Raw genomic sequence first — 16,379 nt, 5'->3', positions numbered from 1 at the left:
GTGCGCACGCACGGTACGAAGCTGAGATGAGAAGAGTCTGAGAACGCAGCACACGGGCACGCGCCCACAGCGGCTCAGTAGTCGATGCCCTTCTTGGCCGCGATCCCCGAGTCGTAGGCGTGCTTGGCCTTGCGCATCTCGGTCACGGTGTCGGCCAGGTCCGTCATCCACTCCGGCGCGTCACGCCCGGTCAGCACCAAGGAGACATGCTCGGGCCGTTCCCTGAACGTGGCCTCCACGTCTGCGGCATCGATCCAGCCCCAGTTGAGCGGGTAGGTGATCTCGTCGAACACGACCAATCGGTGCTCGCCGGCTTCCACCAACGCCTTGCCGTGCCGCCACGCCTCGCGGGCCTCGGCTTCGTCTCGGGTGAGATCGTCGCTGTCCCAGGTGAAGCCTTCACCCAACGACCAGAAGTCGATGCCGAGGGGTTCAGCCATCAGCTGTTCGCCAGTCACCCAGTCGTCTGATTTCAGGAACTGCACGACTGCGACCGGCCAGCCGCGGGCGCGTGCCCTCATCGCTGTGCCGAATGCCGCCGACGACTTGCCCTTGCCGTCGCCAGTGTTCACCACAACGAGGCTGCGGGCGGTCCGCAAGCCACCAGGTCGCGGATCCTCGGTCGGCGGCGATTCGGCATCTGACGGTACGTCGTTCATCACGACTCCTTGCTGGTTGCGAGTGCTGCTAATTCGGCTGCTCCAAACTCGGGTGCGGGCGCGGAGGTGGGGACGATGACCGGTCCCTCCGGATCGTCGATGACGCGGACGTGTGCCCCGAAATGCTCGGCGATGTTCTCCACGGTAAGCACCTCAGCAGGCCGACCGCACTGCGCGATCCGGCCGCCGGCGAGCAGCGCGACGCGGTCGCCGTACCGAGCCGCGAGCGTCAGGTCGTGCAGCGTTGCGACGACGGTCAAGCCACGCTCGCGCCGCAGCGTCTCGACGAGTTCGAGCACATCTTGCTGGTGTCCGAGGTCGAGCGCCGTGGTGGGCTCGTCCAGCAGCACCACCTCGGTCTGCTGTGTCAGCGCCCGGGCCAGCACGGTGCGCTGGCGCTCGCCTCCAGAAAGAGACTGCACGGTGCGCTCGCTGAAGCCGCCGAGATCGAGCCGCTCCAGCACTTCTGCGGCGATCCTGCGATCGCCTGCGGTCTCGGCCGCGAAGACGCCGCGGTGCGGCGTGCGCCCCAGCAGCACGTAGTCGGCCACGAGCATTCCCGGCGGGATCACCGGGGTCTGCGGGACATAGGCGACGTGACGGGCCCGCGCTGACCGGCGGCGATCGCGCAGCCCGTTGATATCGATGCTTCCCCGGAACGGCACCAGCCCGAGCACAGCCCGCAACAGGGTGGTCTTGCCTGCGCCGTTGGGCCCGATGACGTTGACCCACTCGCCGGCTGCTACCTCCAGGTCGGCGCCGCGCAGCACAGGAGTGCTGTCGAGCGTGACAGCCAGCGACTGGATCCGCACCGCCATCACCAAACCTCCCGGCGCGACGTGCGGAGCACGAGCACGAAGAACGGTGCGCCCAGGAAGGCGGTGACGACACCGATCGGCAGCTCCGCCGGCGAGAGCACCGTGCGCGCCGCCAAGTCGGCGAACACCATGAATGCGCCCCCAAACAGCACCGACAGCGGCAGCACCACCCGGTTGCTGGCCCCAAACGCCAGCCGCACCGTGTGCGGCACGATGATGCCGACGAAGCCGATGAGCCCGCTGACCGAAACCGCCGCAGCCGCAGCGAGGGATGCCGCCAGCACTACGACCAAGCGCACCCGCCGCGGGTTCAGCCCGAGAGCGGCGGCTTCTTCGTCGCCCACTGCCAGCACGTCCAGCGCCCGGCGGTAGCGCATCACGACGGCGGCGGTGAGCACGAAGTAGGGGAGCATCAGCGCAGGCTCTGACCAGCCCGATGTCGCTATCCGGCCGAGGATCCAGGCGATGATCCTGCGAAATGCATCGCTGTTGGCCTGCAGCACGTAGGTCTGGCATGCCGTCAGGAAGCTGGCGACGGCAATGCCGGCGAGGATCAGCGACGCCGTCGAACGGCCGCCGAGATGACCCGCGGCGTACGACACCGTCACCGCCAAGAGTCCCCCGGCAAATGCAGCCAGGGGCACCGGGTCGAGTGCGCCGGCACCATCGCCCACATTGGCGGTGATGGCGATCGTGGCCCCGAGACCTGCACCCGCTGCGATGCCCAGCAGATACGGGTCTGCAAGCGGGTTGCGGAAGGCGGCCTGGTAGGTGGCACCGCTCATGGACAGCGCCGCACCCACGAGCAGCCCGAGCACGACGCGAGGCAAGCGGATTTCCCGGACGATCGCAGCGTGTGCATCGCTGAGCCCCGAGTCGAATGCCAAGCCCGGCAGCGCGTCCGCGAGCTCGAGCGCCACCCGATGTGCACCGATACCGACCGGCCCGATGGTGAGCCCCGCGATGACGGCGACGACGACTGCAGCGGCGCCGATGCCGAGCTGCCGCAGCCTCAGATCCGCAGCCTGCAGTGCCGCGTCGGCGCCGGCTGACGCGCCGGAGCCAGTCGAGCGGGCGTCGGTCACGGCAGCGTTCGATCAACTCGCAGCGCCGATGTCGACCAGCGCGTCGGAAATGGCAGCAATGAAGTCCACCAAGCGGGGTCCCCACCTGGACACGATGTCGTCGCTGAATTCGACGACCCGGCCCTCCTGAACCGCGGTGAGCTGATTCCAGCCCGGGCGCGCTGCCACGGTCTCGGCGTTCTGGCCGCAGCACAGCGTGTCGGCGAGGAAGATCAGGTCCGGGTCTGCGTCGACCAGGTATTCGTCGCTGAGCTGGGGATAACCGAAGTGACTGCCGTCGGCGTCGGCGGGATCGGCGACGTTGTCGAGCCCGAACAGCCCGTACACCTGTCCGATGAAGGTGCCGCTCGTGACGCTGTACAGCGTGTTGTCGAGCTCGTGGTAGTAGGTCAGTCCCGAGGCATCGGGCGCGGCGGCGATCAGGTCGGCGATGTCGGCCTGCATGTCGGCGGCGAGCTGAGCCGCCTCGTCGACTTGGCCGGTGACGTCGCCGAATTGGGCTATCTGGGCGTAGACGTCGTCGAACACGACCGGTGCGTCGTGGGCGAGCACGGTGATCCCCAGTGCCTCGAGTCCGGCGATGAGTTCGCCGTTGGTCTGCAGCACCACGAGGTCGGGCTCGTACGACGCGATCGCCTCGAGGTTCGGGTTCCAGCCGTCGAGGTCGGTCACGGGGGCCTCGGGCGGGTAGTAGGAGAACTGGTCGACGGCCACGACACGCTCGCCTGCACCGATGGCGAAGAGGATCTCCGTTCCGGTCGGTGAGATCGACACGATCCTGCCGAACTCGTGTTCTTCTGCCGGCTCGGCGTCGCTGCCCGTGCAAGCCGACGCCACAATGGCAAGCGTCAGCAGTGCCCACAGCAGTCGCAGTGGCAGGGCCGCTCGCCTTGTCGCAGTGCGGTTCATGGTGTTCTCCCTTCTGCTCGAGTTCAGGGCCGAGCAGCGGGAGCACCCACCGCACGAGCCGCTCCTTACCTCGAGGAATCGGTTCGCGTGATGGCGGCCGGGAGGCGACCGGACTCGTCCCCCGAAGGGGCATCACCGTTGCGGGACAGCGCCGGGATCTCACCGGCTTCGCTCACGACAACCGGCCGCGAGTCTATGACGCAGAACCGAGAGGCGAAGCGCTACGACGAAGCGGACCCGCCCTTGGGGCTAGCGGCGTTTCTGGCCAGTCGCCAGTAGCTCACCAAGACCGGGATCACGAGTGCGAGCAGGATCACCGAATTCACCCGGCCGGTGATGCCTTTCGAATAGAAGGGCTCCACGAGATAGTGGGAGGCGAAACCTGTCTCATACGGCTCCCGCCCTGCTCGACGGAGAAACCACTTCTCCCAAGTGGTCAGCGGGCAGTCGGAACCGGTGATGTTCACCAATCCGGCTGCGCCGAATGCGGCGAGGTGCCACTTCATCAGCTTCGGTCGGTGCTTCGCGGCAAATCCGCCGACCAGCAGGAACACGATGTAGGCCAGATGCGACACGGCCATGAGCCGTGCCAGCCCGACAAGTGCCATCGCCGCTCACGCTATCTGTGCATGTCGCGGTATTGCAGAGACGCACTGCTCCAGCGAGTCGGAATGGCCACGGCGACCGTGGCCCCAGCGTTGGGCCTGCGGTGCGGGCAGACTTGTGGTGTGGGCACGGCCATGATGACCGACCTGTACGAGCTCACCATGCTCGATGCGGCCTTGCAGTCAGGTGTCGCGTCCCGGCGCTCGTGCTTTGAGGTATTCGCCCGGCGATTGCCGCCGGGACGCGGCTACGGCGTGGTGGCGGGTCCGGGCCGGCTGGCCGGGCTGCTGGCTGACTACGGGTTCGAGGCCGACGATCTGGACTACTTGGCTGGGCTCGGCCGTTTCAGCGACGGCCTGCTCGATCACCTGGCGACGTTCCGATTCGACGGTGATGCCTGGAGCTACCGCGAGGGCGACTTCTATGTGCCCGGCAGCCCGGTGCTGCGTGTCGATGCGTCGGTAGGCACGGCGCTGCTCGTGGAAACGCTGGTGCTGTCGGTGCTCAACCACGATTGTGCTGTGGCGTCTGCGGCTGCTCGGATGCACGATGTCGCAGAAGGACGTCATCTCATCGAGATGGGCGGCCGCCGCACCCACGAGCTCGCTGCCGTTGCCGCCGCGCGTGCCGCCTGGTTGGTTGGTTTCGATGCGACATCCAACCTGCTCGCCGGTGAACAGTTCGAGATCCCGACGGCCGGCACCGCTGCTCACGCCTTCACGCTGGCGCACCACGATGAGGAAGCAGCTTTCGAGGCGCAGATGCGTGCGCACGGCCTCGAGACCACGCTGCTCATAGACACCTTCGACCTGAGAACAGGGCTTGAACGGGGTCTCGCAGCGGCGAAGCGTCTCGGCGGGGTGCCGGGCGCGGTACGCATCGACTCGGGAGATCTCACGGTGGAGGTGCCGCGGGTTCGGCGGTGGCTGGATGACGCAGGCGCCGAGGAGACCCGCATCGTGGTGTCAGGCGATCTCGACGAGTACCGCATCGCCGATCTGGCGCATCTGCCGGTCGATGGCTATGGCGTGGGCACCCAGCTTGTGGTGGGTTCCGGCCATGCAACCGCCGGCATGGTGTACAAGGCGGTGGCTATCGCACGGCACTCCGGCACGTTCGAGCCGGTGGTGCCCGTCTACAAGGAATCAGAGGGCAAGGCCACCCGTGGCGGCGTGGTGAGGCCCTACCGGGTAGTGCGCGATGGCGAGGCCACCTCGGAGACGCTCGTCGAGCAGGACCGCCCCGGGCCCACCAACAGCCGGCCGCTGCACGTTCCGCTGCTGCGATCCGGCCAGAACGCCTATCCCTACACGCTTGCCCAGGACCGTGTCTTCCACCAGCGCGTCCGCGCTGAGCTGCCCGAATCGATGCGCCGCCTCGACGGCGCCCCAGCATTCGAGGCCGAAGTGGTCGGCGAATCCAGCCTGAGCTAAACGCCCGGCTGCGGCACGAGACGCAGGTAGGGCAGCGGTGATTCCCAGCCGTCGGGGTACTTCTCGGCGGCGGCCTCGTTCGATACAGCGGGCACGATGATGACGTTCTCGCCCTGCTGCCAGTTGGCTGGCGTGGCGACCTGCTCGGCGGCGGTGAGCTGGCACGAATCGAGCAGGCGCAGGATCTCAGCGAAGTTGCGGCCGGTCGTCATCGGGTAGGTCAGCGACGCCTTGATCTTCTTGTCCGGGCCGATGATGAACACGGTGCGGGCCGTGGCATTGTCGGCCGCGGTGCGTCCCTCCGACGTATCACCGGCGTCGCCGGGAAGCATGTCGTAGAGCTTGACGACGTTCAGTTCGGGATCGCCGATGAGCGGGTAGTTGGCCTCGTGGCCCGTCGCGGAAGCGATATCTGCCTTCCAGGCCACGTGGTCGCTCACGCCGTCGACGCTGATGCCGATGATCTTGCAGTTGCGTGCGGCGAATTCACCGGCCAGCGCAGCAACGGCGCCCAACTCGGTGGTGCAGACCGGGGTGAAGTCCTTGGGATGGGAGAAGAGCAGCGCCCAGCCATCGCCGATCCAGTCGTGAAAGCTGATCTCGCCCTCGGTGGTGTCGGCAGTGAAATCGGGAGCGGTGTCGTTGAGTCGCAGTGCCATGGTCGTCCTCCATGCGATGCGGTTGGCGCGGTGGTGCGTGAGCCAGCACCATCCGTGCCGCGGAGGATAGCCGCATTTGACGATAAATCCGACCTGATTAGTCAGGAATTGGCCAAGCGGGCAGCATCAGCAGCAATCGCGGATCGGGGTGCCGTCGGCGTGGTGGTAGTGGACCTTCGAGGCCTCGTTGAGCGCACGGTCGCCGGTCGGCGCCCGAGAAGTCTCGAACACTCCGGCGGCGGCACCCAATTCCAGCGCCCGTTCCACGTTGACCACCCGAGGCCCGCTGCGCTGCACATCGGCTATTGCCGACGCACTGGGGCCGATCGTGCGTTCCCGGTCGCCGTCGAGCGACAGCACCGTCGGACCCCCGAGCTCCACGGCTTCCCCCAGATCGACGCTGCGGTGATCGATGACTGGCACCGTCCGGTACAGCCCCGGTGCCAGCGCCACTCGCATCGGGCGCCCGCCCGGCCCGCACTCAACCAGCACGCCCGCATCGTCGGCGAATGAGCATGGCTGCAGCAGCCCCGCGAGCGAACTGAGCCCGATGCTGGCGGGATGGGCACGTGACACGAGCACCTGCCGCAGCCGCGCCCCGTCCGCCGGCATGCGGTTGCCGACGAAATCGTCGGCAATCGTGACCGCGTCGACCAGAGCGATCTCGGTCCACGCCCCCGCCGGCTGCCCATTGCACGATGTGCCGTCTTGCGATGTCACGGTGATCAGCTTTGAGCGGGGCGCACACGCCTCGGCATCCACCACGCCGGTTGCCATCAGCCCCGCCGCAGCACCGGCCACGGTGGGCTCGGTGAGGCTGGGGAACACGTTGTTGGTGCCGGTGGACATGGGCACGAGCGTCGCTTCGGGCCAGACGCTGGCAATCGTGCGGTTGGTGCCGTCGCCGCCCAGCGTCACCAGCACGCTCACGTCCCGAGCTCGCATGGCGTCCACGGCACGGATCGTGTCGGTGGGTGACACGGTCGCCCCCACGTCCACGATCTCGATCTCCGCGTCGATGCGAAGGTCGGTGAGCGCACCCGTGGCGATGCCGAACGGTTCTGCCATGGCCACGATCCGCGTGGCTCCCGCGGTCACGGCGCCGATGACCGCCCGGGCGATCCGGTTGCGCTTGTCCTCGGTGGTCGACACTGCGCCGCGCGCCGCCACCCGGCGAACATCGCGCCCCGAGACCGGGTTGGCGATGATCCCCACCGTGCCGTCGGGGGAGATGCGGCCAGCGAAAGAGTCGCTCGGTCTCGACGCGGATCCGGCCATCGCCCGCCGACGCTAACCAGCGGCGCGCGTGACTGCCGCGCGGCGCTCTCAACTGTTGTACTTGGGACATGGCCGGCCCGATGACGAGGGAGAATCCCCATCCGCCCGCGCAGCACGCCTGGTCGCCCGCGGCCCTGACCATCGCGGGGGCGGATTCGTCCGGCGGGGCCGGTCTCGCGGCCGACCTGCGGGCGTTTGCGGCATGCGGCGTGCACGGGACATTCGCTCTCACGCTGGTGTCGGCACAGAACACTGCAGAGTTCCGGGCCGCGCAGCCCGTCGACGCCGAGCTGGTGGCCGCACAGATTCACGCAGTGCTCGACGACATGCCCATTGCCGCTTCCAAGACGGGCCTTCTGCTCACGGCGGAGACCGTCGCGGCGGTGGCCTCGGTAGCTGCCCGCCGGCTTCCCCAGTTGGTGGTGGACCCGGTGCTGGTCGACGGGGCCGGCGAGCCCCTGCTCAGCGCTGAGACCGAACGATCGGTTGCGACGCGCCTGCTGCCGAGCGCCCGCGTTGTGACACCCAACCACCTCGAGGCAGGTCGACTGGTGGGCAGAGACCTGGGCGACGAGGTCGAAGCGTGGATCGAAGCGGCCCGCGAGCTCGCTGCCACCGGGCCCGAGGCCGTGGTGATCACCGGCGGTCGACTCCTGAGCGGTGAAACGATCACCGATGTTGTGGTCCGCGACGGCAGCGTCCGGCTGCTGTCGGCGCCGCGCATCGAGACCCGCAACGTCCGCGGGTCGGGCGATGTCTTCTCGGCAGCCATCTGCGCGGAGCTGGCCAAGGGCACCAGCCTGGACTCAGCGATTGACCGTGCTCACGACCTGACGGCGCGCGCCATCTCGGCAGGCGCAGATCGCCTGCTCGGCAGCGGTCGCGGACCCGTCGACCCGCTCAGCCCCTGAGACCAGAGGCTGGGCCGGCCTGCGGGCTCCTGCATACACTTCAAGCGCCGCAGGTGACGCTGAAGCTGAGCGCACCTCGGCAGTGACGAGGCTGCGGATCTCAGGAGGCCACCGGTGACACGCGAGCGCTGGCAAGCAGAGTTCGAGGCCACCCCGGTGCGCGACGCCGACTTCGAGACGATGAGCGGTCTCGAGCTTGACCCGCTCTATGCGCCTGCGGAGAGCGAACCCGATCCTGAGGTGGGCTGGCCGGGGCAATTCCCGTATATCCGTGGCGTGCATCCCAGCGGCTACCGCGGCCGGCTGTGGACGATGCGCATGTTCGCAGGCTTCGGAACGCCCGAAGACACCAACAAGCGGTTCCACGAGATCCTCGAAGCAGGCGGAGGCGGACTGTCGACCGCATTTGATATGCCCACGCTGATGGGCCTCGACTCCGACGATGTCATGTCGCTGGGCGAGGTGGGCCGCTGCGGCGTGGCCGTCGACTCGATCGAGGACATGGCGACGCTGTACGACGGCATCGACCTCGAGGCGACCACCACGTCGATGACCATCAACGCGCCGGCGGCCACGATCTGGGCGATGTTCGTCGCGAACGCCGAAGAGCACGGCGCGGACCGCCGCAACCTCGGCGGCACCCTGCAGAACGACATCCTCAAGGAGTATCAAGCCCAGAAAGAGTGGGTGTACCCGCCGCGGCCGTCGATGCGCCTCGTTGCCGACACCATCGAGTTCGCTACCGAGGAGATGCCGCGGTGGAACTCGGTATCGATCAGCGGCTACCACATCCGCGAGGCGGGCTCGACGGCGGCGCAGGAGCTCGCATTCACCCTGGCCAACGGGTTCGCCTACGTCGAGGCCGCGGCCCAGCGGGGGCTGTCCACCGACGAGTTCGCGCCCCGCCTGAGCTTCTTCTTCAACGCCCACATCGATTTCTTCGAAGAGATCGCCAAGTACCGGGCAGCCCGCCGCATCTGGGCTCGGTGGATGCGCGATCGGTACGGCGCGCAGAGCGAGCGATCGATGATGCTGCGCTTTCACACCCAGACAGCCGGGGTCTCGCTCACCGCGCAGCAGCCGGAGATCAACATCGCGCGTACAGCCATCGAAGCACTCGCCGGAGTGTTGGGAGGCACCCAGAGCCTGCACACCAACTCGATGGACGAGGCACTGGCGCTGCCGACAGACAAGGCCGCCCGGATCGCCCTGCGGACACAGCAGATCATCGCCCACGAGACCGGTGCGGCGAACGTCATCGATCCCCTCGGCGGCAGCTGGTTCATCGAGGAGCTGACCGACCAGCTCGAAGCCGAAGCAGAGGAGATGTTCGCTCACATCGACGCAGCCGGGGATGGCTCGATGCTCGAGGGCGCATTCCGCCTGATCGACGAGGGCTGGTACCAGTCCGGGATCGCCGACGCGGCGTATGAGTTCGAGAAGAAGGTGAACGCAGGCCGCCGGGTCGTGGTGGGCGCCAGTGCCTTCACCGAGGGCAGCGAAGACGACGAGATCGACCTGCTGAAGATCACCAACGACGACGAGCAACGCCAGATCAAGCGGCTGGCCCAGGTGCGGGCCGACCGGAGTCAGGCGGCCGTCGACGAGGCGTTGATGTCGCTTCGCCGGGCGGCGGAGACCGACGCCAATCTCATGCCGCACCTCATCGACACCGTGCGAACGCGGGCCACCGTGGGCGAGGTGACCAACGCCTTGGCCGACGTTTTCGGGCGATACACCGAGCGGCCCTTCATCTGATCGGCATCCGAATTCGCGTGCAGCGCAAGGCTCTGCAGAGGACACGGATGACCTGTGATTTTGCCGGCTGTGAGAAGTACAGGTTGCGGCATGCCATTGGGCTATTGTCCCGTCATTCCTAGCCGGAGGCCCTCAACTTGACCAGACCGCTCGCGCCGGAGACAGCCTGTGCGCGGGGGCGGTGGACAGGTATGCATCGCATTGTCCGATGGGGCTGGATCGCCGTTTCGGCGTCGCTGATGGCGACGGTGCTCGCGGCCTGCGGCGGCGGTGCAGACCAGTCGCAGGTAGAGCGCGAGGTGCAGGATTACCTGCAGAGCGTGGTGGCGCCAGCCGAGATCGCCGACATCGACTGCCCCGAGGATGCGCCCATCCGGCCGGGTTCGACGTTCCTGTGCGACGGACTCGTTGAGGGAGCGTTCTACGAGGCGCAGGTGACGATCATCGACGAGCAGGGCCGCCGCGAGATCCGACCTCGCCAGGCAGTGATGCAGACCAATGCCACCGAGACGGCGCTTGGTGCCGAAGCGGCAGCCGCATTGGGATTCGGTGTCCAGGCCAATTGCGGCGACGACCAGTACCTGGTGGTTTCGGTCGGCCATACGTTCCTGTGCACGCTCGAGCGTTCCGATACAGGGGCCACACAGGACATCGAGGTCGAGGTGCAGAACGAGATCGGCGCCATCGAGTGGAGGCTGAAGGGCTAGGCCCAGCGCATGCCACGTCACCGTTATGACGCGATGGGCAACCTGCGCCCGCTGCGCCAGCGCCAGCCGGGGCTGTGGTGGACCGCAGTCCTTGTCGTTGCCGCGATGCTGCTGACCGGCTTCGCCGCGATCACCTCGGTGTTGTAGTCAGGCGCGGACCTCAACAGACGCGCCGTCAGGCGCGCACATCGACGACGGTGCGCCCTTGCACCTCGCCCGCCAGGATCTTCGGCCCCAGCGCGGCCAGATCGCCGAGACCCACCGTCGTCGCCATCGATGCCAGCAGATCCCGATCCACCAACTCGTCGAGTCGTTGCCATGCGGCAGCGCGCGGCTCGTAGGGGCACATCACCGAATCGATGCCGAGCAGGTTGACGCCGCGCAGCAGGAACGGGATGACGGTGGTGTCGAGCCCATTGCCGCCGGCGAGGCCGCACGCCGCCACGCTTGACCCGTATGACATCTGCGTCAGCACGTTCGCCAGCGTGGTCCCCCCGACTGCGTCCACGCAGCCGCCGAATCTCTCACTGCCGAGCGGCCGCCCCGGCGGCTCCGACAACTCCGTCCGATCGATGATCTCCGAAGCGCCGAGGTTGCGCAGGTAGTCGGCGGTCTGCGGTCTGCCAGTGGAGGCAGCGACCTCGTGACCAGCCGCTGACAGCAGGTGCACTGCCACGCTGCCGACCCCACCGGCGGCACCGGTCACGAGCACCGGACCCGATCCGAGGCCGTGCCGCTCCAGCGCTTGCGCGGCCAGCATCGAGGTGAACCCGGCCGTGCCGATCGTCATCGCGTCGAACGTCGACAGCCCGTCGGGCAGTCGCACCAGCCAGTCGCCGCTCACGCGTGCGCGCTCCGCGTAGCCGCCCCAGTGGGTCTCGCCGACTCGCCAGCCGGTCAGCACAACCCGATCTCCCGGAGCGAAGCGGCCGTCATCGGATGACTCGACGACGCCCGCGAAGTCGATCCCTCCCACGTGCGGGTACGTGCGGACCAGTCGCCCAATCCCGCCCAGGATCATCCCGTCCTTGTAGTTCAGCGTGCTGTACTCCACGGCCACGGTGACATCGCCGTCGGGCAGCTGGCTGTCCTCGATGTCGGCCAGCTCGGCCGAGACGGCTCGGTCCTGTTCGTGCAGCATCAATGCGCGGAAGGCCATGAAGATCCCCTTTGTTGCGGGGCGCCCTCGGTCTGAGAGGCGCAGCGAGCGCGCGGGACACTACCGCCAGGCTGTGGGGCAACGCCTTTCGCAGCCGCCCACGGACCCGCAGGGCGTCGTCAGTAGGCTGCCGACATGGCCCTGAGCGACCCGATGGCTCCCGCTGACGCAGTGCGCGAATCGATGATGGAGACGCGGCGCGAGACCTTTGACGTCACGCCGGCTGCACTCGAGAAGGTGGTCGAACTGCGCAACAGCGAAGTCGACGGCGATCAGCTCGCGCTTCGCATCGAGGTGACCGGCGCCCAAGGCGTCGACTACACCTACGACCTCGCCTTCGAGCTGCTGGCCGAGGCCGACGTTGCCGATGTGCCATTCGCAGTCGGGGGCGGCCTGACGGTGCTGATTCCCGATCGCGACGTGCCCAAGCTCGACGGCGCCTCGTTGGACTTGCCGTCCAACCCGAACCAGCCGGGCCTCGTGCTGCGCAATCCGAACCGCCCCGACCTCGGCCCCAACGCGCAGCTCGACCTCGACGGCACGGTGGAGGACAACGTCCAAGAGGTGCTCACCAAGCGCATCAACCCCTCGATCGCCGCGCACGGCGGGTTCGCCGAGCTGGTGTCGGTGGAAGGCGACACGGTCGTCGTCAAGTTGGGCGGCGGCTGCCAAGGCTGCGGCATGGCGAACGCCACCGTCACCGCGGGCATCGAGCGCACACTGCGTGAGCTGATCCCTGAAGTCGAGCGGGTCGTCGACCTCACCGACCACGCCTCGGGCGAGAACCCTTACTTCACCTAGCGGCTGAGCCGAACGGCGACGCCGTCGCCCGAGCGACGGAGGTTGTGGCAGTGGGCGTGATCTTCACCGATCAGGGAGAGATCGAAGCGCCTGCACGGGCGCTGATCATCGTGGCCCATCCCGACGACATCGACTTCGGCATGGCGGGAACCGTTGCCGCGCTGACATCGGCCGGATGCCACGTGGCGTACTGCCTGGCGACGAGCGGGGAAGCCGGCGACGACGACATGTCCCATACACCCGACGAGCTGGCCGCAATGCGGCAGGCCGAGCAGACTGCTGCGGCAGCGAAGGTGGGTGTGAGCGAGCTGCACTGGCTCGGCCATCCCGATGGCATGGTCGTGGCCGACTTGGGATTGCGGCGTGACATCGCGCGCGTGATCCGGATCGTCCGTCCCGATGCCGTGCTGTGCCAGACCACTATCCCCAACTGGGACCACATCTACATCTCCCACCCGGACCACCTGGCCACTGCTACTGCTGCGATGGCCGCTGTGTACCCCGACTCCCGCAATCCACGGGCTTTCCCGGAGCTCCTCGACGAGGGTCACAAGCCCCACAACGTCAGCGAGATCTGGCTGATCGGCACCGAGCCCAACCGGTGGATCGACATCACCGACAACTTTGGCCGAAAGGTCGAAGCGCTTCGTGCACATCGCAGCCAGACCGCGGAGATGGACGATCTCGAAGGCCGTCTGCGCGAATGGGCTGCCGATACCGCAGCCGCGGGCAACCTTCCCAGCGGTCGGCTCGCCGAGGCCTACCGCGTCGTGCCTGCGGGCTAGGCGACACGGACGCTCCACGCCGTAGGCTCCTGCGCTGGCCGGTGTGCGCCGGGGACAGCCGACCGGACCGCTTGAGGGCCGACGGCGGCGACGATTGCAACCGCAGCGACGGGAGAACCGACAATGGGACGAGGGATCATTGCGTACGGGGCGTACGTGCCGTATTGGCGGCTGGACCGCTCCAAGATCACTGCGGCGATGGGCTCCGGCGGCGGCCGCGGTCACCGAGCCGTGGCCAGTTACGACGAGGACACCACCACGATGGGTGTCGAGGCCGCGCGCAATGCGCTGCGCGGAAGCGACATCGTGCCCGACTCGGTGCTGTTCTCGACGGCCAATCCCGCATACATGGACAAGACGAACGCTTCTGCCATCCACGCTGCGCTGGACCTGCCCCAATCGTCCTGGGCGGTCGATGCCGGAGGAGCGCCGCGTTCGTCGGAGGCCATCTGGGCACTCGCTGCGGCCAACCGGGGCACCAACTTGGCAGTGGCTTCGGATCTGCGCACCGGTCGCCCGACCAGTGGCGACGAGGCAGGCGGCGGCGACGGCGCAGCCGCCTTCGTCTTCGGCGACGACGCTGTGTCTCCGGTGCTGTGCGAGTGGCTCGGCGCGGCGGTTGCCACCGCTGAGTTCACCGACCGCTACCGCCAGCCGGGCGATGCGTACTCGCGCATCTGGGAGGAGCGGTTCGGCGAGCAGGTGTACTTGCCGCTCGCGAACGATGCCATCGAGCGGGCAATGGCCGATGCCGGAGTCGGTCTCGACGGCATCGACAAGATCGCCATCGTGGGACTGCACGCTCGTGCGGTGCGCGGCCTGTCCCGCGTGGCAGGCGACAAGCTGGTCCCCGACTTGACCGGCGAGATTGGCAACACCGGCACGGCGCATGCGGCGATCGTGCTGGCAGCCGTGCTCGACGACGCGGCGCCGGGCGAGACGATCCTGCTGGTCCATCTCGCCGACGGCGCCACGGCCGATGTGCTGCGGACCACGGACGCCATCGCCGACCACGCGCCATACGCGCCGGTACGCGCCCAGATCGATCGGGGCAACGACGCGCTCGACTACAACAAGTTCCTGACGTGGCGCGGCTTCCTCGACCGTGAGCCGCCCCGGCGGCCGGACCCAGAGCGTCCCGGTGCGCCGCCGGCGTTCCGCTCCGAAGACTGGAAGTACGCGTTCGTCGGCTCACGCGACCGCAGCTCGGGCGCCATTCATCTGCCGCCGATGCGCGTGTCGATGGAAGGCGGCGCTGTCGACGACATGGAGCGCGTCCGCATGGCCGATGTGCCCGCCACGATCGCCACCTTCACGGTGGACCGGCTGGCGTTCTCGCTGTCGCCGCCCATGGTTGCCGTGGTCATCGACTACGACGGCGGCGGGCGTTTCCAGGCCGAGATGACCGATGTCGACCCCGATGAGGTGCGCATCGGCGACCGCGTCGAGATGACGTTCCGCCGCCTGTACAGCGCGGAAGGAATCCACAACTACTTCTGGAAGGCTCGTCCGGCTGCGGGGTGACGCAGCAATGAACGCGGGCCAGCGGCCATAATGTCAATACCCAACCCACCACAAGGCAGGCACACATGAGTTCACATGGCATTCGCGACAAGGTCGCGATCGTCGGAATGGGTTGCACCCAGTTCGGCGAGCACTGGGATCGCAGCGTCGATGACATGCTCACCGACGCGGCACACGATGCGTACGCATCTGCTGGCGTCACCCAGGACGACATCGACGCCTTCTGGCTCGGCACGATGGGATCGGGCGTCTCCGGCCTGACGCTGTCGAAGCCGCTGCAGCTCGACTACAAGCCGGTGACCCGGCTCGAGAACATGTGCGCCACCGGTTCTGAGGCGTTCCGCAACGCTGCCTACGCAGTTGCTTCGGGCGCCTACGACATGGTGATGGCGATCGGCGTGGAGAAGCTGAAGGACTCCGGGTATTCGGGTCTGACCGGTGCACGCCCGCCCAGCGACGGCACCGATTCCACCATCACCGCGCCGGCCACGTTCAGCCTGCTGGCACCGGCCTACGCCCACAAGTACGGGCTCGACGAGGACACCATGAAGGAAGTCCTCACTCGCATCGCCTGGAAGAACCACCGCAACGGTTCGCTGAATCCCCGAGCGCAGTTCCGCAAGGAAGTCGCCAAGGAGACCATCGCCGGCTCGCCGCTGATCGCTGGTCCACTGGGCATCTTCGATTGCTCGGGCGTCAGCGACGGCTCGGCCGCTGCGGTCCTGGTACGGGCCGAGGATGCCCACAAGTACTGCGAAAACCCGCTGTACATCAAGGCCCTCAGCTTTGCGTCCGGTCCTGCGACCGGCGCGCTGGACAGCACCTACGACTACACGACCTTCCGTGAGGTTGTGGCGTCCGCGACCGAGGCCTACAAGCAGGCCGGCATCACCGACCCGCGCTCGCAGATCGCGATGGCCGAGGTGCACGACTGCTTCACGCCCACCGAGCTGGTCCTGATGGAGGACCTTGGCTTTGCCGAGCGTGGCCTGGGCTGGAAGGAAGCCATGGCCGGCACGTTCGACCTCGACGGCGACCTTCCGGTCAACCCCGATGGCGGTCTGAAGAGCTTCGGCCACCCGATCGGTGCATCCGGCCTGCGGATGCTCTTCGAGTGCTGGTTGCAGCTGCGCGGTCAGGCCCCGCCTGAGCGGCAGATCCCTTCAGTCACCGAGCAGGGCAAGACGCTGGGGCTCACGCACAACCTGGGCGGGCAGCCTGGGGCGGCGGTGAGCTTCGTCTCGGTCGTTGGTTCCGAGCTGGGCTAACCCTCGCTGTATCTGATGC

17 protein-coding genes and 1 riboswitch are annotated in these 16,379 nt (G+C 67.6%); of the genes, 9 read left to right on the top strand and 8 right to left on the bottom strand.

Going from position 1 to position 16,379, the window contains the following annotated elements; genetic code table 11:
- Positions 1–74: 74 nt before the first annotated feature.
- The 5 genes from cobO to ACOGXD_RS02845 form a co-directional block, all read right to left on the bottom strand.
- A complete protein-coding gene (gene cobO / locus ACOGXD_RS02865; protein ID WP_419916423.1) occupies positions 75–659 on the bottom strand; it encodes a cob(I)yrinic acid a,c-diamide adenosyltransferase in 585 nt (194 codons plus the stop codon).
- Positions 659–1,477, bottom strand: a complete 819-nt coding sequence (locus ACOGXD_RS02860) for an ABC transporter ATP-binding protein (RefSeq protein ID WP_419916422.1) — start codon at positions 1,475–1,477, stop codon at positions 659–661. Before ACOGXD_RS02860 ends, cobO begins: the two co-directional genes overlap by 1 nt.
- Positions 1,477–2,562, bottom strand: a complete 1,086-nt coding sequence (locus ACOGXD_RS02855) for a FecCD family ABC transporter permease (protein WP_419916421.1) — start codon at positions 2,560–2,562, stop codon at positions 1,477–1,479. The genes ACOGXD_RS02860 and ACOGXD_RS02855 overlap by 1 nt, the downstream gene beginning before the upstream one ends.
- 12 nt (positions 2,563–2,574) lie before the next feature.
- A complete protein-coding gene (locus tag ACOGXD_RS02850; protein WP_419916420.1) occupies positions 2,575–3,471 on the bottom strand; it encodes an ABC transporter substrate-binding protein in 897 nt (298 codons plus the stop codon).
- A 52-nt stretch (positions 3,472–3,523) separates the two neighbouring features.
- Positions 3,524–3,668, bottom strand: a riboswitch (adenosylcobalamin (AdoCbl) riboswitch).
- A 24-nt stretch (positions 3,669–3,692) separates the two neighbouring features.
- The gene (locus ACOGXD_RS02845; RefSeq protein ID WP_419916419.1) at positions 3,693–4,079 is read right to left on the bottom strand and encodes a DUF2784 domain-containing protein; all 387 of its coding nucleotides are present in this window, start codon (positions 4,077–4,079) and stop codon (positions 3,693–3,695) included.
- Positions 4,080–4,199: 120 nt separating this feature from the next.
- Between ACOGXD_RS02845 and pncB the strand changes: the two genes are divergently transcribed.
- Entirely contained in the window at positions 4,200–5,510 is a 1,311-nt protein-coding gene (pncB, locus tag ACOGXD_RS02840) for a nicotinate phosphoribosyltransferase (RefSeq protein WP_419916418.1), read from the top strand.
- On the opposite strand, the gene ACOGXD_RS02835 is transcribed toward pncB, so the two are convergent.
- Together ACOGXD_RS02835 and ACOGXD_RS02830 are read right to left on the bottom strand one after the other, a co-directional pair.
- On the bottom strand, positions 5,507–6,169 hold the full coding sequence (locus ACOGXD_RS02835) for a peroxiredoxin (protein ID WP_419916417.1): 663 nt from the start codon (positions 6,167–6,169) through the stop codon (positions 5,507–5,509). The two genes, pncB and ACOGXD_RS02835, sit on opposite strands and share 4 nt — an antisense overlap.
- A gap of 126 nt (positions 6,170–6,295) precedes the next feature.
- A complete protein-coding gene (locus ACOGXD_RS02830; RefSeq protein ID WP_419916416.1) occupies positions 6,296–7,447 on the bottom strand; it encodes an NAD(+)/NADH kinase in 1,152 nt (383 codons plus the stop codon).
- Between the two features lie 68 nt (positions 7,448–7,515).
- Here ACOGXD_RS02830 and thiD point away from each other — a divergent pair, with 68 nt between their 5' ends.
- The 4 genes from thiD (at position 7,516) to ACOGXD_RS02810 (ending at position 10,970) form a co-directional block, all read left to right on the top strand.
- Positions 7,516–8,358, top strand: a complete 843-nt coding sequence (thiD, locus tag ACOGXD_RS02825; protein WP_419916415.1) for a bifunctional hydroxymethylpyrimidine kinase/phosphomethylpyrimidine kinase — start codon at positions 7,516–7,518, stop codon at positions 8,356–8,358.
- 114 nt (positions 8,359–8,472) lie between these two features.
- Positions 8,473–10,116, top strand: a complete 1,644-nt coding sequence (locus tag ACOGXD_RS02820) for an acyl-CoA mutase large subunit family protein (RefSeq protein ID WP_419916414.1) — start codon at positions 8,473–8,475, stop codon at positions 10,114–10,116.
- 239 nt (positions 10,117–10,355) lie between these two features.
- Positions 10,356–10,823: a DUF4333 domain-containing protein gene (locus ACOGXD_RS02815; protein ID WP_419916413.1), complete on the top strand. Its 468-nt coding sequence runs from the start codon at positions 10,356–10,358 to the stop codon at positions 10,821–10,823.
- 9 nt (positions 10,824–10,832) lie between these two features.
- Positions 10,833–10,970, top strand: a complete 138-nt coding sequence (locus ACOGXD_RS02810) for a hypothetical protein (RefSeq protein ID WP_323671981.1) — start codon at positions 10,833–10,835, stop codon at positions 10,968–10,970.
- A 28-nt stretch (positions 10,971–10,998) separates the two neighbouring features.
- Here the strand turns inward: ACOGXD_RS02810 and ACOGXD_RS02805 are convergent, their stop codons facing one another.
- Positions 10,999–11,982 (bottom strand): MDR family oxidoreductase, encoded by a 984-nt coding sequence (locus tag ACOGXD_RS02805; RefSeq protein WP_419916412.1) that lies wholly within the window; start codon positions 11,980–11,982, stop codon positions 10,999–11,001.
- Between the two features lie 135 nt (positions 11,983–12,117).
- Here ACOGXD_RS02805 and ACOGXD_RS02800 point away from each other — a divergent pair, with 135 nt between their 5' ends.
- The 4 genes from ACOGXD_RS02800 (at position 12,118) to ACOGXD_RS02785 (ending at position 16,360) form a co-directional block, all read left to right on the top strand.
- Positions 12,118–12,783: a NifU family protein gene (locus tag ACOGXD_RS02800; RefSeq protein ID WP_419916411.1), complete on the top strand. Its 666-nt coding sequence runs from the start codon at positions 12,118–12,120 to the stop codon at positions 12,781–12,783.
- Between the two features lie 50 nt (positions 12,784–12,833).
- Positions 12,834–13,568, top strand: coding sequence for a PIG-L deacetylase family protein (locus ACOGXD_RS02795; RefSeq protein ID WP_419916410.1), 735 nt, complete (start codon positions 12,834–12,836; stop codon positions 13,566–13,568).
- A 123-nt stretch (positions 13,569–13,691) separates the two neighbouring features.
- Positions 13,692–15,092 carry an OB-fold domain-containing protein gene (locus ACOGXD_RS02790; RefSeq protein WP_419916409.1) on the top strand — a complete coding sequence of 467 codons (1,401 nt, stop codon included), beginning with the start codon at positions 13,692–13,694 and terminating at the stop codon, positions 15,090–15,092.
- Positions 15,093–15,157: 65 nt separating this feature from the next.
- Positions 15,158–16,360, top strand: coding sequence for an acetyl-CoA acetyltransferase (locus ACOGXD_RS02785; RefSeq protein WP_419916408.1), 1,203 nt, complete (start codon positions 15,158–15,160; stop codon positions 16,358–16,360).
- Positions 16,361–16,379: the final 19 nt, after the last annotated feature.

It is taken from the genome of Candidatus Poriferisodalis sp., from assembly GCF_965204125.1.
In the GTDB taxonomy this organism is placed as follows: Bacteria; Actinomycetota; Acidimicrobiia; order Acidimicrobiales; family Poriferisodalaceae; genus Poriferisodalis.
The sequence above is the reverse complement of the archived record's forward strand: the minus strand, read 5'-3'. Positions and strand labels throughout refer to the sequence as shown.

What these genes read in the sequence shown, in the direction of transcription:
- cobO (WP_419916423.1), bottom strand. Translation starts at nt 659, where the DNA reads ATGAACGACGTACCGTCAGATGCCGAATCGCCGCCGACCGAGGATCCG.
- ACOGXD_RS02860 (WP_419916422.1), bottom strand. Translation starts at nt 1,477, where the DNA reads ATGGCGGTGCGGATCCAGTCGCTGGCTGTCACGCTCGACAGCACTCCT.
- ACOGXD_RS02850 (WP_419916420.1), bottom strand. Translation starts at nt 3,471, where the DNA reads ATGAACCGCACTGCGACAAGGCGAGCGGCCCTGCCACTGCGACTGCTG.
- ACOGXD_RS02845 (WP_419916419.1), bottom strand. Translation starts at nt 4,079, where the DNA reads ATGGCACTTGTCGGGCTGGCACGGCTCATGGCCGTGTCGCATCTGGCC.
- ACOGXD_RS02835 (WP_419916417.1), bottom strand. Translation starts at nt 6,169, where the DNA reads ATGGCACTGCGACTCAACGACACCGCTCCCGATTTCACTGCCGACACC.
- ACOGXD_RS02830 (WP_419916416.1), bottom strand. Translation starts at nt 7,447, where the DNA reads ATGGCCGGATCCGCGTCGAGACCGAGCGACTCTTTCGCTGGCCGCATC.
- thiD (WP_419916415.1), top strand. Translation starts at nt 7,516, where the DNA reads ATGGCCGGCCCGATGACGAGGGAGAATCCCCATCCGCCCGCGCAGCAC.
- ACOGXD_RS02815 (WP_419916413.1), top strand. Translation starts at nt 10,356, where the DNA reads ATGGCGACGGTGCTCGCGGCCTGCGGCGGCGGTGCAGACCAGTCGCAG.
- ACOGXD_RS02810 (WP_323671981.1), top strand. Translation starts at nt 10,833, where the DNA reads ATGCCACGTCACCGTTATGACGCGATGGGCAACCTGCGCCCGCTGCGC.
- ACOGXD_RS02805 (WP_419916412.1), bottom strand. Translation starts at nt 11,982, where the DNA reads ATGGCCTTCCGCGCATTGATGCTGCACGAACAGGACCGAGCCGTCTCG.
- ACOGXD_RS02800 (WP_419916411.1), top strand. Translation starts at nt 12,118, where the DNA reads ATGGCCCTGAGCGACCCGATGGCTCCCGCTGACGCAGTGCGCGAATCG.
- ACOGXD_RS02790 (WP_419916409.1), top strand. Translation starts at nt 13,692, where the DNA reads ATGGGACGAGGGATCATTGCGTACGGGGCGTACGTGCCGTATTGGCGG.
- ACOGXD_RS02785 (WP_419916408.1), top strand. Translation starts at nt 15,158, where the DNA reads ATGAGTTCACATGGCATTCGCGACAAGGTCGCGATCGTCGGAATGGGT.